General features: G+C 64.8%; 13 protein-coding genes. 2 read left to right on the top strand and 11 right to left on the bottom strand.

Translation table 11 applies throughout. The features are described from left to right. Positions 1–20: 20 nt before the first annotated feature. From Q1A89_RS00780 to Q1A89_RS00750, 7 genes are all read right to left on the bottom strand, one after another. Positions 21–935, bottom strand: coding sequence for a metal ABC transporter permease (locus Q1A89_RS00780; protein WP_299722329.1), 915 nt, complete (start codon positions 933–935; stop codon positions 21–23). Then, complete coding sequence (locus Q1A89_RS00775) at positions 932–2,134, bottom strand: metal ABC transporter permease (RefSeq protein ID WP_299722326.1); 1,203 nt, start codon at positions 2,132–2,134, stop codon at positions 932–934. The genes Q1A89_RS00780 and Q1A89_RS00775 overlap by 4 nt, the downstream gene beginning before the upstream one ends. Positions 2,135–2,137: 3 nt before the next feature. Next, the gene (locus tag Q1A89_RS00770; RefSeq protein ID WP_299722322.1) at positions 2,138–2,941 is read right to left on the bottom strand and encodes a metal ABC transporter ATP-binding protein; all 804 of its coding nucleotides are present in this window, start codon (positions 2,939–2,941) and stop codon (positions 2,138–2,140) included. Then, positions 2,938–3,891 (bottom strand): zinc ABC transporter substrate-binding protein, encoded by a 954-nt coding sequence (locus tag Q1A89_RS00765; RefSeq protein WP_299722319.1) that lies wholly within the window; start codon positions 3,889–3,891, stop codon positions 2,938–2,940. The genes Q1A89_RS00770 and Q1A89_RS00765 overlap by 4 nt, the downstream gene beginning before the upstream one ends. Positions 3,892–4,007: 116 nt before the next feature. Further along, complete coding sequence (locus Q1A89_RS00760) at positions 4,008–4,919, bottom strand: ATP-binding protein (RefSeq protein WP_299722317.1); 912 nt, start codon at positions 4,917–4,919, stop codon at positions 4,008–4,010. Between the two features lie 29 nt (positions 4,920–4,948). Next, entirely contained in the window at positions 4,949–5,641 is a 693-nt protein-coding gene (locus Q1A89_RS00755) for a response regulator transcription factor (protein WP_299722314.1), read from the bottom strand. Beyond that, a complete protein-coding gene (locus tag Q1A89_RS00750; protein ID WP_299722311.1) occupies positions 5,638–7,125 on the bottom strand; it encodes a DUF4173 domain-containing protein in 1,488 nt (495 codons plus the stop codon). Before Q1A89_RS00750 ends, Q1A89_RS00755 begins: the two co-directional genes overlap by 4 nt. A gap of 177 nt (positions 7,126–7,302) precedes the next feature. Between Q1A89_RS00750 and deoC the strand changes: the two genes are divergently transcribed. Together deoC and Q1A89_RS00740 are read left to right on the top strand one after the other, a co-directional pair. Then, entirely contained in the window at positions 7,303–8,304 is a 1,002-nt protein-coding gene (gene deoC / locus Q1A89_RS00745) for a deoxyribose-phosphate aldolase (RefSeq protein ID WP_299722308.1), read from the top strand. Between the two features lie 319 nt (positions 8,305–8,623). Beyond that, positions 8,624–10,966: an aldehyde dehydrogenase family protein gene (locus Q1A89_RS00740; RefSeq protein WP_299722305.1), complete on the top strand. Its 2,343-nt coding sequence runs from the start codon at positions 8,624–8,626 to the stop codon at positions 10,964–10,966. A 79-nt stretch (positions 10,967–11,045) separates the two neighbouring features. Here Q1A89_RS00740 and Q1A89_RS00735 read toward each other — a convergent pair whose 3' ends face one another. From Q1A89_RS00735 to lspA, 4 genes are all read right to left on the bottom strand, one after another. Next, positions 11,046–12,365 carry a pitrilysin family protein gene (locus tag Q1A89_RS00735; protein WP_299722302.1) on the bottom strand — a complete coding sequence of 440 codons (1,320 nt, stop codon included), beginning with the start codon at positions 12,363–12,365 and terminating at the stop codon, positions 11,046–11,048. Beyond that, complete coding sequence (locus Q1A89_RS00730; protein ID WP_299722299.1) at positions 12,362–13,720, bottom strand: pitrilysin family protein; 1,359 nt, start codon at positions 13,718–13,720, stop codon at positions 12,362–12,364. Before Q1A89_RS00730 ends, Q1A89_RS00735 begins: the two co-directional genes overlap by 4 nt. A gap of 101 nt (positions 13,721–13,821) precedes the next feature. Beyond that, positions 13,822–14,334: a DUF3035 domain-containing protein gene (locus tag Q1A89_RS00725; protein ID WP_299722296.1), complete on the bottom strand. Its 513-nt coding sequence runs from the start codon at positions 14,332–14,334 to the stop codon at positions 13,822–13,824. A 51-nt stretch (positions 14,335–14,385) separates the two neighbouring features. Next, on the bottom strand, positions 14,386–14,877 hold the full coding sequence (gene lspA / locus Q1A89_RS00720) for a signal peptidase II (RefSeq protein WP_299722294.1): 492 nt from the start codon (positions 14,875–14,877) through the stop codon (positions 14,386–14,388). Positions 14,878–14,879 lie beyond the last annotated feature (2 nt).

The raw sequence follows: 14,879 nt of genomic DNA, 5'->3' as shown, positions 1-14,879 counted from the left end.
GATCTCGATCCGCCCAAGCATCAGCTGCCGCGCGTGCGATGTGGCCCGGCAACTGCCGTCACCGCCAGAATGATCCCTGACACCGTTGCAATCATGCCCGCCGCACTGACCGAGGCCGAGGCCCCGACCCAAAGCGGCCCGTAGCCTGCCAGCACATAGCCAAGGATCGCGGCCAGCGCGGCAAAGCCTGCCGACCATGCCACCTGATGGCCCAACCGGTTGGTCATCATCCGCGCCGCGGCGGGCGGGCAGATGAACATCGCAATCACGATGATCGAGCCCACAGCATCGAACGCCGCCACCGCTGCAATCGCCGACACAACCACCAGCGCCAGACCCAGCGGCCCTGTGCGCAGACCGACTCCGCGTGCGAACCCTTCGTCAAAGGTGGACAAGGCCAGTGGTCGCCAGAACAGAAAGATGAACGCCGCCACGACCAGCAGGGCGAGCGCCATGCGTGGCAGCTCCACCGGCAGGCCTGCAAGGGCGGCGGGGTCGGTGAGCGATGTCCAGCCATTTGCGTCCAGCCAGATCAGGCTTTCCAGATTGCCATACAGCGCGTGTTCGACGTCGAGATGGACGCTGGACGTGTCCGAGCGTTCAAGCAGCAGCACGCCGCCTGCAAACATGGCCGTAAAGACGACGCCCATGGCCGCGCCCGCCTCGATCTTGCCCAGACGGCGGATCGCCTCGATCGCGATCACTGCCAGCACCGCCGCCCCTGCGGCCCCCAGCAGCATCGGCCCTGTTGCGACCATGCCCGTCAGCAGGAAGGCCACGACGATGCCCGGCAAAACCACATGGCTGATCGCATCGCCGATCAGGGCCTGACGGCGCAGCAACAGGAAATTCCCCGGCAGGGCGCAGGCCACGGCGACGCAAATGCCGATCAGCAATGGCGTCAGCGACAGGGCGACGAATTCGGGCCCCATCACGTCACCGCCTTGGGTGCGGCGATGCGGCTGTCCACATCGCGTAGCTGGTCGGGGGTCAGCACGTCTTCGATCGGGGTGAGGCCGTCATAGCGGGTTGCGGCCACGGCAAAGCTGTTATCGGCGCGCACCAGCGACCAGCGGGTTTCATCGAGCAGCGCCTTGGCGGCGGCCGCCTGACCCTCGGCTGTGGCGACGCCGTCAGGCAGGATCAGCCCGTCGCGGCACATGAGGCGCCGGGTGAGCGCCTCGAAGATCGGCTGGCCCTGTGCGAGTGCAAGCAGCCCTTGGCGCATATGCACCCGGCGCTGGTAGCGGCGGTGCAGCAGGACCGACGCCAGCACGCCCCGCCCCGGTGAAAAGAGCAGTGACATCAGGAAGATGGAAAAGCCCACCAGCACCACGATTGGCCCTGTGGGCAGGGCCGGGGCGATGGCCGAGGTGGCCGCGCCGACATAGCCTGACACGCCGCCCACGGCGCCCGCGATGATGACCACGTGCCCGGCCCGGTCCGTCCAGAACCGTGCGGTGACCGCAGGCACGATCAACAGGGCCACGATCAGGATCAGCCCTACCACCTTGAGCCCTACCACCGTGACCACCAGCACGATGCCCATCATCGCCAGATCAATGCGCCCCAGCGACCAGCCCGTCGCCTCGGCATAGCCCGGATCGAATGCGGCCAGTTCCAGTGGGCGGCGCAAGATGAGGACCAGTGCCAGTACGGCCGCCGCCGAAACCGCAAGCAGGATCGCATCGTTGCGCAGCATGCCTGCGGTGGAGCCGAGGAGGAACCCTTCGAGCCCCGCTTGCTGGCCGACGCGCATGGTCTGGATCACCGTCAGGATCACGATGCCGAGGCCGAAAAAGACCGACAGGATCGCGCCGATCGCCGCGTCCTCGCCCAGCCGCGTGCGTGTCGTCAGCCATTGCACGCAGAGGAGGCCGATTGCGGCGGAGACCGCCGCGCCCATCAGTAGGCCAGGCAGCCAGCGCCCGTCCCCGCCAAGTGCCACCATCACCACGAAAGCAAGGCCAACCCCCGGCAGGGTCGCGTGGCTGATCGCGTCGCTGACCAGTGCCCGTTTGCGTAAGAATAGGAAGGTGCCCGCCACCCCTGCCGCGATGCCCAGAAGGGCCGCGCCCAGCGTGACCAGCGTTGCGTTATAGCCCAGCTGCAGAAACAGCGCCTCGGCGAGCATGGCCTAGCCCACGGCGCTTTCTGGGTCGACCCGCGCGGTGGTTAGACGGCCACCGTAGGCGGCTTGCAGGTTGTCCTCGGTAAAGGCCTCGGCGACCGGGCCTGCGGCGATCACTTGGGTGTTGAGCAGCACCACATCGTCGAAATAGTCCGGCACGGTGGCCAGATCGTGGTGCACGGCCAGAACGGTGCGGCCTGTGTCGCGCAGGTCCTTGAGCACCGCGATGATCGCCTTTTCGGTGGCCGCGTCGACCCCGGCAAAGGGTTCATCCAGCACGTAGATATCGGCATCTTGCGCCAGCGCACGGGCGAGGAAGACCCGCTGTTGCTGCCCGCCCGAAAGCTGGCCGATCTGGCGGGTGGCAAAGTCGGTCATGCCGACCCGCTCAAGCGCGCGCATGGCCTGGGCGCGGTGTTTGGCCCGCACCCGGCCCAGCAGGCCGAGCTGGCGGTACATGCCCATCAGCACCACGTCGATGACGCGGGTGGGGAAATCCCAGTCGACGCTCGCGCGTTGCGGCACATAGGCGATGCGGTCGCGCATCCGCTCGAGCGGCTGGCCAAAGACGGTGACGGTGCCCGCAAGCGGTGTGATCACTTGCAGCGCGGCCTTGAGCAGCGTGGATTTGCCCGCGCCGTTTGGGCCGACAATGGCCGTCATCGCACCTGCGCGCAGGGTCATGTCGACCGAAAAGATCGCAGGCGTCTGACCGTAAGAGACCGTCAGGCCGCGCACCGCAAGCGGGCTTGCGACCCGTGTCGCTTCGGCTTCGGCCTGTGCGGCGTCGGTGACGAGTTGGATACTCATGCGGCCCCCTTCAACAGGCCCAGTCGGCCTGTGGCTGGCACATCCGCACCCAGGGCGCGGGCGATGGTGGTGACGTTGTGATCGATCATGCCGAGCCAGGTGCCTTCATAGGTGCCCTCGGGGCCCATGGCGTCGGAAAACAGCGACCCGCCGATGCTGACGCTGTGGCCCTGGGCGGCCGCCCCTTCGATCAGCGCGCGGATGTTGCGATCGGAGACGGAGGTTTCGACGAATACGGCGGGCAATTGACGTGCGACCAGCATGTCGACCAGCGTGCCGATGCGGTTCAGCCCCGCCTCACTTTCGGTGGAGATGCCCTGGATGCCGAGCACTTCGAAATCGTAAGCTGCGCCGAAATAGCCGAATGCGTCATGGGCGGTCAGCAGCACGCGCGCCTCGGGCCGTACGGCGCCCAGCACATCGCGACTGTAGATCGACAGCGCCTCGGCCTCGGCAATGAAGGCGGCTGCGTTGGCCTCGAACATCTCTTTGCCCTTGGGGCGCAGCGTGGTCAGCGCGCGCACAACGGCTGGCACGCATTTCACCCACAACTCCGGATCCATCCAGATATGCGGGTCAAAGCGGTCTTCGTAATCTTCGCTGCCGATCAGCAGGCTTTGATCCACGCTTTCGGCGACGGCATGGACAGGGCGCTTGCGGGAGAGGTCCAGCAGGAACTCTTCCATCTGCGCCTCGAGATAGAGGCCGTGCCAGAACACCGTGTCCGCGCGGGTCATGTCGACGATGTCGCTGCGGGTCTGGCGATAGGCGTGTGGATCGACGCCCGGACCCATCAGCGCGCGCACCTCGACCCCGGTGCCACCGATCTGGCGCACAAGGTCAGCGATCATGGCCGTGCTTGCCACCGCATTGATCCGCGACGCCGCAAAAGACGGTGTGGCCGCCATAGCGGCAAGTCCGGCCAGAACAGAACGACGTGAAACGGGCATTGGATCCTCTCGGGATGGCTTGGCTGTGAATGACTTAGTTGTATATGCGAGTCATTCGCAGAAAGTCAATGAGAATGCGAATGACTCGCAATAACAGACGCGTGATTTAGGGGGTTTCAGCCGAAATCGATGAGAAAAACGGCGCCCGGACCGTCCTCAAGCAGCGAAATCCGCCCGCCACGGGCCTGCACAAGGCTGCGCACAATGCTCAGACCCATGCCGGTGCCGCCGTTTTCGCGCCGGGTGGTAAAGAACGGATCGAACACGCGATCCCGGTTGCCTGCACTGATCCCCGGCCCGTCATCGGCGATGCGCACCCCATCCCGCAGCGCGCTGAGCGTCAGGGTCCGGGCCCGGTGTTCCGCCGCATTGCGCCCCAGTTGGGTCAGGATGGTTGCAAGATCGGCGGCCAGAAGTGGCACCTGACCGTCCTGAGCCACGTCCACTGTCAGGCCCACATCCAAAAGCGCTGCGACCTCGCCAAGGAGGCAGGTGCCGACCCCGGCACTGCTGGCGGCCTGCGCGTGATGGCCCAGATCATCAAGCAGCGCCTGCATCCGTGTTGTGGCCTCAGTGATGGTGCGTTGCAACTCGGCCGCGTCTGCGCCGCTGGCCCCGGCCTGCAGCAATTCGGCAGCGCCTTGTATCGCTGTCAGGGGCGAGGTCAGCTCGTGCGCGACATGATCGGCATAGGCCTTCATCCCCTCGGCCCGGCTGTTCAAACTGTCGCCCATGGCCATCACACTCGCCCCCAGCGCGCCCAGTTCCGGCGTGCCGAAATGGGCCGGAGCGGGGGCCGCCTGCCCCGCCTTCATCGCGCGGGCGTAGGCGGTCAGCGCATAGATCGGCCGCAGCACCAGCCGCCACAGCAGAAACCCCAGCACGCAGGTGGCCACAACGGCCATCCAGCCGACAAGCCACGCCGCCTCGCCCCAGCCCAGAATATTGCCCCAGAGCCGCAGATACGTGATGCCGAACAGGGGCAGCAACAACACAGCCGCAAGCGTGCCGCCAATGACCAGCGCCAAGGGGGGGCGCCATTTTTGCCTAATAGGTTTTACGGGCCGGTGCATGGGCCCATCCTGATGCCGATGCCATGCACGGTTTCGATGGCGTCGCCGCATCCGGCCTCGGCCAGTTTGGAGCGCAGGTTGCGCAGATGGCTGTCGAGGGTGCGGTCGCTGACCCCGGCGTGGTGGCCATAGACCGCATCCGTCAGCGCCGGGCGCGCCGCGATCCGGTCGGGATGGGCAATCAGGTGGGACAGGATATCCATCTCGCGCGCTGTCAGGGTCACCGGCGCGCCATTCACCCGGCACAGATGGGCGGCGGGATCGACGCTGAGCACGCCGCGGCTGAGGGTGGGTGCGCTTGAGGTCGCGGGTCGCGCCCGTTTCAGGATCGCCCCGATCCGCGCCACCAGCTCGCGCGGCGAGAACGGCTTGGTCACATAGTCATCCCCGCCGAGTTCAAACCCCAGCACCCGGTCGATTTCGTCCTGCCGTGCGGTCAGGAACAGCACTGGCGTTTCGTCATTGGCGCGCAAGGTCCGACAGACCGCGAGCCCGTCTATTTCCGGCAGGCCGATGTCGAGCACGATCAGATCGAACCGGCCCGAGCGTGCCTTGCTGAGCCCTTCGGCCCCGTCGCCTGCCTCGCTCACCTCATAGCCTGCCCGCTGCAAGGCGATGCGCAGGACCGAGCGGATGTGGGGATCGTCATCGACGATCAGCAAATGGTGTGTGCTCATGGGGCGTGGGCGTCTGTGGTCATGGCCACAAGGCTACGGCGCACCCGCCAGTTGCGAAAGCCCCATTCGCGCCAGTCTGTGGGGTGGGACAGGTGGGGGCTGCTGCTGGCGCAGTACCTGTGCGGCGGGATGTCGAGATGGCGGTGCAGCGCGGGCAGTGCCCCTTCGGAGAGGGCGCAGATGGTGCGCCGATCCTCGACCACCGGATGGGTCAGGTTATGCGTCGCGATCAACCCGTCTATGTTGATGAAGGCTGTGACGTAGAGCACCCCGGCCCCGAGCACCCCGCTGCGCAACAGCATCCATGCGGCAGGCTTGTCCCGCCAGATTTGCCACAGCACGATGCCAAGCCCGGCCGCGACCAGCCCCATCCAGATATAGGCCGCGACCCGAAGCCGGGTGAGGCCGTAGACATCGACATAAGCGTCGAGCCGGAAGAGCGAGGCGGCCACCAGCGCCAGTGTTTGCGCGAGCCACAGCAACATGAGCCAGCGCAAGACCGGCCGTCCGGCCAGATGCGGGCGCGCCAGCACCGCGAACAGCCCCGCCAGCAGCGCCGTGACCAGCAGCGGATAGGCCCCGCGATGGGCGTAAGTGGCCGGGCTGATCCCCTCGGGCAGGCCGACATTGCCGTAGAGAAACAGGACATCCATAACCGTCTGCACGGCAAACAGCGCGTTGAAGGCGATCAGCGAACGCGCAACGGAGCCTGCATTGATGATCCCCTGCCGCCGTACAGTGGCGCGGGTGGCGCGGCGCGCCCGCAGGCGTTCGCGCATGGCCGGGGCCACCAGCAAGGGCCAGATCAGTATCCCGAGGGTCACCCAGAACCACAGCCGCCACATGTTCGGGACGGGCGGGTGCCAGGTCATTATGTGCAACAGCGCTTGATCCAGCACCGGGTTGGCTCCGATCAGCAGCAACGCGAACAGAGCAGTGGCGGCGACGGGCAGTGCCCATGTGAGGAGAAGGGCACGGATATCGATGGGGCCGCGGCCTATGTGTCCAAGCCGTTGCGCGCCAAGGGCCGCGTCTGACACGGTTTGGGCCGGGGCCACCCACCATAGCCGCAGCGCGCCGCGCAGCAGATCGCCGCGCGCAAGCCCTGCCAGGGCCGCGCACACACCCGACAGGCCAAGCAGCGCGATCAGGACCGAGAGGGGTTGTACCAACTCGATCAGGGGCAGGACAGCCAGGACCGCGCCTGCCCCGATGCCAAACCGCGCGCGTGTGCTGAGGCGCGGCCAGGCCAGCGCCAGCCCCGCCAACACGATGAGCAACGCAAGCAGGGCAAAGCTGAGCGCGGGCACCACCGACCAGACCAGCATGTCGCCGCACGCGATCAGGGCCACCAGCAGGCCCGCCTTGATCCCGTCCCGGCGGCGGCTGCGCTGCCTGTCTTCGGACGGCTCTTTGGGCCCGTCCAGCCACCACCCGTCCTGCTGCATCGATAGCGGCACACCGCGAAAAATCCGTGTCGTCATTGCCTGTCCCTTTGTTGTCGGCCTCGTTTGAATGCGAGGCTGACAGGCCCGCGTGCAGAGGGTCGCACCCCGTTTGTGCAGAAGATGTGCAGGGCTTTGCGCGGCGGCAGTGCTTGCCAAACGCAGCGCGCCATGCCACGTCAGAGACCCGCGCAAGTCCGAAAGGATCCCCAAAAGATGCACGAGACGACCACACAGTCACCGACCCAGACCTCGACGCAACTGCCGCAGGCGGTTGAGCCACGCAATCCCGGCATGGCGCTGGATATGGACTGGGTGCGACGGGTGCAGGCGAACACTTCGGCCATTGAGCGGCGCTGCGCGACCCTGCCCGGGCGACGCTCGATCAAGAAGCAGCATCAGGCCGCGTGGCTGCTCAAGGCGATCAGCCTGATCGATCTCACCACCCTGTCGGGCGACGACACGGTGCGCCGCGTACAGCGGCTGTGCGCAAAGGCGCGTCAGCCGGTGCGGGCCGAGATGCTGGAGGCATTGGGGATGGAGGGACTGACCACGGGAGCGGTCTGCGTCTATCACGAGATGATCACGGCTGCGGTCGCCGCCTTGCAAGGATCGGGCATTCCGGTGGCGGCGGTTTCGACCGGTTTTCCGGCCGGATTGTCCCCGTTCCACCTGCGCCTGCAGGAAATCAGCGAAAGTGTTGCGGCAGGGGCGGGCGAGATCGACATCGTCATCTCGCGCCGCCACGTGCTGGAAGGCAACTGGGCCGCACTTTACGACGAAATGGCGCAGATGCGCGCGGCCTGCGGGGCGGCGCATGTCAAGGCGATCCTCGCCACGGGCGAGTTGGGCACGTTGCGCAATGTGGCGCGCGCCTCACTTGTGTGCATGATGGCCGGAGCGGATTTCATCAAGACCTCGACCGGCAAGGAAAGCGTCAATGCCACGTTGCCCGTGAGTCTCGTGATGATCCGCGCGATCCGCGACTATTACGAGGCGACAGGATACCGCGTGGGCTACAAACCTGCGGGCGGGATTTCCAAGGCCAAGGACGCGCTGGTCTACCTGTCGCTGATCAAGGAAGAGCTGGGGGACCGCTGGTTGCAGCCGGACCTGTTCCGCTTTGGCGCCTCGTCCCTCTTGGGCGATATCGAACGGCAACTCGAACACCACCTGACCGGCGCCTATTCCTCCGGATACCGCCATGCGATCGGATGAGGCGATTCGACAAGCGCGCGGCCGTATTGCGAATAGGGTAGGCGTGCTCGTGCGAGCATCTGCGTTTTATGCTCACTGCCTTGGTGTGTTTGTAATTTCCGCCGCTCCGGTTGGCGCGGAAACCGACAGCCCAGTATTCACACTGTACCGAAACTCCCCGCTTCATCCTCTGATGCGAATACATGTTGCGACCTTCGATGCCTCAGACGGCAAACAATACAACTTTGAAAACTGCTGGATTGCTGCGGAGCTGTTCCAAGACAAGCCCGGCGTTCAAGTAAGGTACTGGTGCGAAACCGGGAAATTCAGGAGATAATCCATGACCGTCAAAGACATCTTCGAAACCATGGACTACGGCCTCGCTCCCGAGGCGGCAGGCGACGCGCTGGCGTGGATCGTCGATCAGGGCGCCAGCTTTGGCCACTTCATCAACGGCGATTTCACCAAGCCCACCAAGGATTTCGAGTCAAAGAACCCGGCCACAGGCGAGGTCCTCGCCACCCTCAGCCAGGCCACGCAATCCGACATCGACGCCGCCGTCAAAGCCGCCCGCGCTGCCCAGCCCAAATGGGCCAAATCCGGCGGCCACGCCCGCGCCCGCGTCCTTTACGCCATCGCACGTGCCTTGCAGAAACACAGCCGCCTGTTCGCGGTCCTCGAAACGCTCGACAACGGCAAACCGATCCGTGAAAGCCGCGACATCGACATCCCCCTCGCCCAACGCCATTTCTACTATCACGCGGGCATGGCCCAGTTGATGGAGGCCGAACTGCCCGACCGTGCGCCCCTTGGCGTGTGCGGCCAGATCGTGCCATGGAACTTCCCCTTGCTGATGCTCGCATGGAAGATCGCGCCAGCGCTGGCCATGGGCAACACGGTGGTGTTGAAACCGGCTGAATATACCTCGCTGACCGCTTTGCTGTTCGCCGACATCTGCCGTCAGGCGGGCGTGCCCAAGGGGGTCGTCAACATCGTGACCGGCGATGGTGCCGTGGGCGAGATGATCGTGAACGCGGATGTGGACAAGATCGCCTTCACCGGCTCCACCGCTGTCGGCCGTCGCATCCGCGAGGCGACGGCTGGCACCGGCAAGGCGCTGACCTTGGAGTTGGGCGGCAAATCCCCTTACATCGTTTTTGACGACGCTGATCTCGATTCCGCGGTCGAAGGGCTGGTGGATGCCATCTGGTTCAATCAGGGGCAGGTCTGTTGCGCGGGCTCGCGCCTGTTGGTGCAGGAACCGGTGGCCGACGCCTTTTACACCAAGCTGCGCGCCCGCATGGACAAGTTGCGTATCGGCGATCCGCTGGACAAATCCATCGACGTGGGCGCGGTGGTGGACCCGATCCAGCTGGACACGATCAGCAAAATGGTCGCCGACAACAGCAGTGGCGAGACCTATCAGGCCAAGACACCGCTGCCCGCCACGGGCTGCTATTACCCGCCCACGCTCATCACCGGCCTCAACAGCGCCGATACGCTGATGCAGGAGGAGATCTTTGGGCCCGTGCTGGTGTCCACCACATTCCGCACGCCAGCCGAAGCGGTGGAACTCGCCAACAACACCCGCTACGGGCTGGCCGCCACCTTGTGGAGCGAGAACGTCAACCTCGCCCTCGACATCGCACCGAAACTGGCCGCAGGGGTGGTCTGGGTGAACGCCACGAACCTCTTTGACGCCGCCGCAGGCTTTGGCGGCGTGCGCGAAAGCGGGTTCGGGCGCGAGGGCGGCTGGGAAGGGCTGATGGCCTATACCAAGCCCGTTGCCTCCCCCAGAGCGATCAAACCGATCGCCGCCTTTGCGGGCAAGGATGAACCAACCGATCCGCTGGATCGCACGGCCAAGCTCTATATCGGCGGCAAGCAGGCGCGCCCGGATGGGGGCTATTCGCGCAACGTCTATGGCAAGAATGGCGCGCTGCTGGGCCAGTCGAGTCTGGCCAACCGAAAGGACGTGCGCAACGCGGTCGAGGCGGCGCAGGCGGCCAAGGGCTGGGGCAAGACCACGGGGCACTTGCGCGCGCAGATCCTTTATTACATCGCCGAAAACCTCTCGGCCCGGGGCGACGAATTCGCCGCCCGGATCGACGCGCTGCAGGGGGGCAAGTTCGGGCAGAAAGAGGTCGAGGCGTCGATCAGGCGCCTGTTCACCTATGCCGCCTGGGCTGACAAATACGACGGTGCTGCCAAGGGCGTGCCTCTGCGCGGCATTGCGCTGGCGATGAACGAACCCACCGGCATCATCGCGGCCCTGTGCCCGGATGATGCGCCACTGCTTGGGCTGATCTCGTGCATTGCGCCTGCCATCGCCATGGGCAACCGGATTGTGCTGGCGGCCTCGGAACCCTTCCCGCTGGCGGCGACGGACTTTTATCAGGTGCTGGAAACCTCCGATGTCCCCGCCGGGGTGATCAACATCCTGACCGGCGATCACGCCGAGCTTGCACCGCACATGGCCAAACACCTGAACGTCGATGCGGTCTGGTCCTTTTCGAGCAAAGACCTGTCAAAAGAGATCGAAAGCGCCGCAGCAGGCAACCTCAAACGGACTTGGGTGAACAACGGACAGGCCCGTGACTGGGTCGGCGCGCAGGGCGAAGGACGCGCCTTTCTGCAAGCCGCAACCGAGGTCAAGACCGTCTGGGTGCCCTACGGCGAATAGAGTTTCTTCTGACCAGAAATACCACGGGGGTTTGGGGGCAGAGCCCCCATTCCACCTGAAATCGCGTGTGCGCAAGCACTCAATTGGCGACGGAGCTTTCCAGTCCTTCAGGCTGACCCACCACGACGAAATGCAGCCCCTCGGGGTCCAGCAACTCACCTGCCACACGGGCCACATCGTCCAGCGTCACCGCCTCGACCTTGTCGTTGCGGGTGGCGATATAGTCGATGGGCAGGCCCAGCATCTGCATGCCGACCATGATGCGGGCAATCGGGCCATTGCCGTCGAACCGCAGCGGATAGGCCCCGGTGATATAGGTCTTGGCCGCGTCCAGTTCTTCCTGGGTGATGCCCTCATCCGCCGCACGCGCCCATTCGTCGCGGATCACCGACACCGCCTCGGCAATGCTGTCATTGGCCGATGCCACCTGCCCCTGCACCGTTTCGGCATAGTCCTGCGGCACAAGGAAGGAATAGACCCCATAGGTCAGCCCGCGCTTTTCACGCACTTCGGTCATCAGGCGGCTTTCAAATCCACCCGCCCCGATCACCTGGTTGAGTACACTGGCCGCGAAATAGTCCGGGTCGTCCTGCGCAATACCGCTCTGGCCAAAGATCGCAACCGATTGCGGGGTCTCAAACGGCACCACGGTTGTCCCGCCCTTGATCAGGATCGGCGCCCGTTCGGGCATGGGCGCGCCTTCCTCGGGCAAAGCGCCCAGCAGCGCGTCGAGCATCGGGCCCAACTCTTCGGGCGTGATATCGCCGGCCACGCCGACGTAAAGGCGGTCCTTGGCAAAGACCGCGCCGTGGGCGGCCAGCATGTCCTCGCGCGTCAGGGCGGCGACACTGTCAATCGTGCCCTCATATTGCGACCCGTAGGGGTGATCGCCATAGGCCATCGCATCAAAGGTACGGCGGGCGATCTCGTCAGGGTCCTTGGCATCCGAGCGCAGACCCGTCAGCACCTGCTCGCGCACGCGCTCAAGAGCGGCGGGGGCAAAGCTGGGTTCGATGATCGAGGCGCGCAGCAACTCGATGGCTTCATCCCGGTTCTCGGTCAGAAACTTGGCTGACACCGACAGCGCATCATCCCCGATGTCATAACCAAAAGAGGCCGCAAGGCTTTCCTGCGCGCGCGCAAAGGCACGGGCATCGAGATCCCCGGCCCCTTCCTCAAGCAGGCCTGTCATCAGGTTGATGGCCCCGCGCTTGCCGGGCGCGTCAAGGGAGGCCCCACCGCGAAAGCGCAGCTCCAGCGCCAGAAACGGGATCGAGGGTTCGCGCACCAGCCATGCGGTGATGCCTCCGGGACTGACCACTTCTTCGATCTGCACTTCGGCGCGGGCGGGCAATGCGGCGGCAAAGGCAATGGCAAGGACCATGGCAAAGCGGATCATTGGCTCACCTCCTCTGGGGTCACGGGCCGGGTCAGCCACCCGGTCACCGAGGCATCGCGGTTCAGCACGCTGCGGGCAGCGGCCATGATATCGTCGGCGGTCACGGCCTGCAGAATGTCGGGCCAGGCCTGAATGTCTTCGACCCGCAGCCCCACGGACATCGCGGCGCCATAGCGACGGGCAATGCGGTCGACATTGTCGCGTTCGTAAATCTCGTTGGCGCGCAGCTGGTACTTGATCCGCTCAAGCTGTTCGGGGTCCACGCCGTCGATCAGGAACTGGGCCAGAACCGCGTCCATTGCGTCTTCGGCCTCTTGCAGGCTCAGCCCCGGCACCGGCACGATCACCACGTCGAAGGTCGTGTCATCCAGCGATGTGCCCCGATAGAACGCGCCGGACCAAACGGCTTTTTGCTCTTCGAATTGCAGCTTTTCGGTCATGTAGCTGGTCTGCCCACCGCCCAGCACTTCGGCCAGCAGGGTCAGGGCGGCGGCGGCCGTCTGATCCCCCGGATCGCGTTCCGGGGCGAGGTAAGAGCGGCTCACATATTCCTGTGCGACCCGCGCATCGCGAAAGATCACGCGGCGTTCGGCGGTCTGGGGTGGCTCTTCGGAGCGGATGCGTTCGGGCAGGTCGGGATTGGCCGGGATCACACCGTAATAAGTCTCGGCCAAGCGCTTGACCTCGTCTGCATCCACATCACCGGACACCACGAGAATCGCGTTATTGGGGTAGTAGTAGGTGTTGTAAAAGCCCAGCGCGTCCGCCTTGTCGAGGCTTTCCATCTCGTGCATCCAGCCGATGATCGGCACGCCGTAGCGGTGGTTGAGGTATTGGGCGGCGTTCATCTGCTCGCCAAACAGGGCGCGCGGGTTGTTCTCGGTGCGCTGGTTGCGTTCCTCGATGATCACACGGCGTTCGGTGGCGACGTTCTGTTCGGTGAAACGGATGTTGCGCATCCGGTCCGCCTCCATCCGCATCATCAACTCAAGCCGGTCGGCAGCGACGCGCTGGAAATAGGCGGTGTAGTCATAGCTGGTGAATGCATTGTCGCGTCCGCCATTGGCCGCGACCGTGGCCGACAACTCGCCATCGGCCAGCGTGTCGGTGGCCTTGAACAGCAGGTGTTCCAGAAAGTGGGCCACGCCTGAGGACCCGACAGGTTCGTCCGCGGACCCCGCGCGGTACCAGACCATGTGCTGGACGACAGGGGCGCGGTTGTCTTCGACCACAACCACCTGCATCCCGTTGTCGAGTTCAAAGGTCGTCACCCCGTCCTGTTCCGCGCGCAACGAGGCGGGCAGAGCAGTGGCAGTCAGGGCAATGGCGGCAAGTGCGGCACGCAAACGGGTCATGGCAAATCCTGATTAGGAAGAATGTGTGTAACAGATACGACGACAGGCCCCCCCTTCAAGCGACGCTGTCGGCTTTGTGAGGAAACGAAAGTGATAAGTGGTCAGCGCCGACGGCCCGATGGCGGCGCCGTGGGCACGGGGATGCCAGCGCGGCGGAACTGCTCGGCGACGCGTCCCGGCTTGATCGCTTCGCGGCGATAGGCCTGTGCGTAGCTGTCTTCCGGAAAGATCCGGATCTGCGTCAGTCGGGCCTGGCGCTTGCGAAACTGTGCATCCGCTGCCGCCAGCGTGGCGCGGATATTGGCGTCGCGTCCAAAGCGGCTGGCATGGTTCACAAGGGCCCCGTCACCGCCCGGGATCGGCCCGTTGGGCGAAGTGCGCTGCCCGCCAAGGGCTGCCACGCTGTCTTCCAGCGGGCGCTGGTCAGTGCGGTTAAAGCCGCCTGGCGTCGGTTCGGGCAGGGCAGAAAAGCTTTCGGGTTCTTCCAGCGGCTTGGCCGGAACGATGATGAATTCATCCGGTCCCTCGCCGCGTGGCTGGATCTGGCGCAGCCCCTTGTTCTCGCAGGCGGCAAGCACAAGAACTGAAATCAGGGCACAGGCGATCACACGCATGGACGAACTCTCCTCAACTCGTGCCGCATTATCGCAGCTTGGGCCCGCTTGTCACGTGCCCTTTTTGGTCGGTTTCTTTTTGGCAGGCGACCCTTCCTGCCCAAAGAACACAAGGCCGATGGCCCCGGCAAAGATGAAAATATCCGCCACGTTGAACACAAACGGGTTGTCGATGCCGCAGCAGGACATATTCAGGAAATCCAGAACATAGCCGTAAATCAGCCGGTCGAGCACATTGGCCAGCGCTCCGCCAATCAGCAAACCCGCGCTGACGCGCGCCAGTGGCGGTTGCGGATGTTTGATCACCCACCACAGCACGCCAACACAGATCACCAGCGCGATCCCGATCAGCGCCCAGACACTGGTGCCGTCCCCCAGGAGGCCAAAGTTGATCCCCCGGTTCTCGCCATAGCGAAAGTTCAGGATCGGTGGCAGCACGTCGATCGGCTTGAACTGCGACACGCCCAGCACATGGATGACCAGATATTTCGATATCTGATCGAGGCCAAAGGCCAGTATTGCGCTGATCCACAGAAGTTTCATGT

The organism is uncultured Tateyamaria sp., assembly GCF_947503045.1.
In the GTDB taxonomy this organism is placed as follows: domain Bacteria; phylum Pseudomonadota; class Alphaproteobacteria; order Rhodobacterales; family Rhodobacteraceae; genus Tateyamaria.
The sequence above is the reverse complement of the archived record's forward strand: the minus strand, read 5'-3'. Positions and strand labels throughout refer to the sequence as shown.

What these genes read in the sequence shown, in the direction of transcription:
- Q1A89_RS00775 (WP_299722326.1), bottom strand. Translation starts at nt 2,134, where the DNA reads ATGCTCGCCGAGGCGCTGTTTCTGCAGCTGGGCTATAACGCAACGCTG.
- Q1A89_RS00770 (WP_299722322.1), bottom strand. Translation starts at nt 2,941, where the DNA reads ATGAGTATCCAACTCGTCACCGACGCCGCACAGGCCGAAGCCGAAGCG.
- Q1A89_RS00765 (WP_299722319.1), bottom strand. Translation starts at nt 3,891, where the DNA reads ATGCCCGTTTCACGTCGTTCTGTTCTGGCCGGACTTGCCGCTATGGCG.
- Q1A89_RS00755 (WP_299722314.1), bottom strand. Translation starts at nt 5,641, where the DNA reads ATGAGCACACACCATTTGCTGATCGTCGATGACGATCCCCACATCCGC.
- Q1A89_RS00750 (WP_299722311.1), bottom strand. Translation starts at nt 7,125, where the DNA reads ATGACGACACGGATTTTTCGCGGTGTGCCGCTATCGATGCAGCAGGAC.
- deoC (WP_299722308.1), top strand. Translation starts at nt 7,303, where the DNA reads ATGCACGAGACGACCACACAGTCACCGACCCAGACCTCGACGCAACTG.
- Q1A89_RS00740 (WP_299722305.1), top strand. Translation starts at nt 8,624, where the DNA reads ATGACCGTCAAAGACATCTTCGAAACCATGGACTACGGCCTCGCTCCC.
- Q1A89_RS00735 (WP_299722302.1), bottom strand. Translation starts at nt 12,365, where the DNA reads ATGATCCGCTTTGCCATGGTCCTTGCCATTGCCTTTGCCGCCGCATTG.
- Q1A89_RS00730 (WP_299722299.1), bottom strand. Translation starts at nt 13,720, where the DNA reads ATGACCCGTTTGCGTGCCGCACTTGCCGCCATTGCCCTGACTGCCACT.
- Q1A89_RS00725 (WP_299722296.1), bottom strand. Translation starts at nt 14,334, where the DNA reads ATGCGTGTGATCGCCTGTGCCCTGATTTCAGTTCTTGTGCTTGCCGCC.
- lspA (WP_299722294.1), bottom strand. Translation starts at nt 14,877, where the DNA reads ATGAAACTTCTGTGGATCAGCGCAATACTGGCCTTTGGCCTCGATCAG.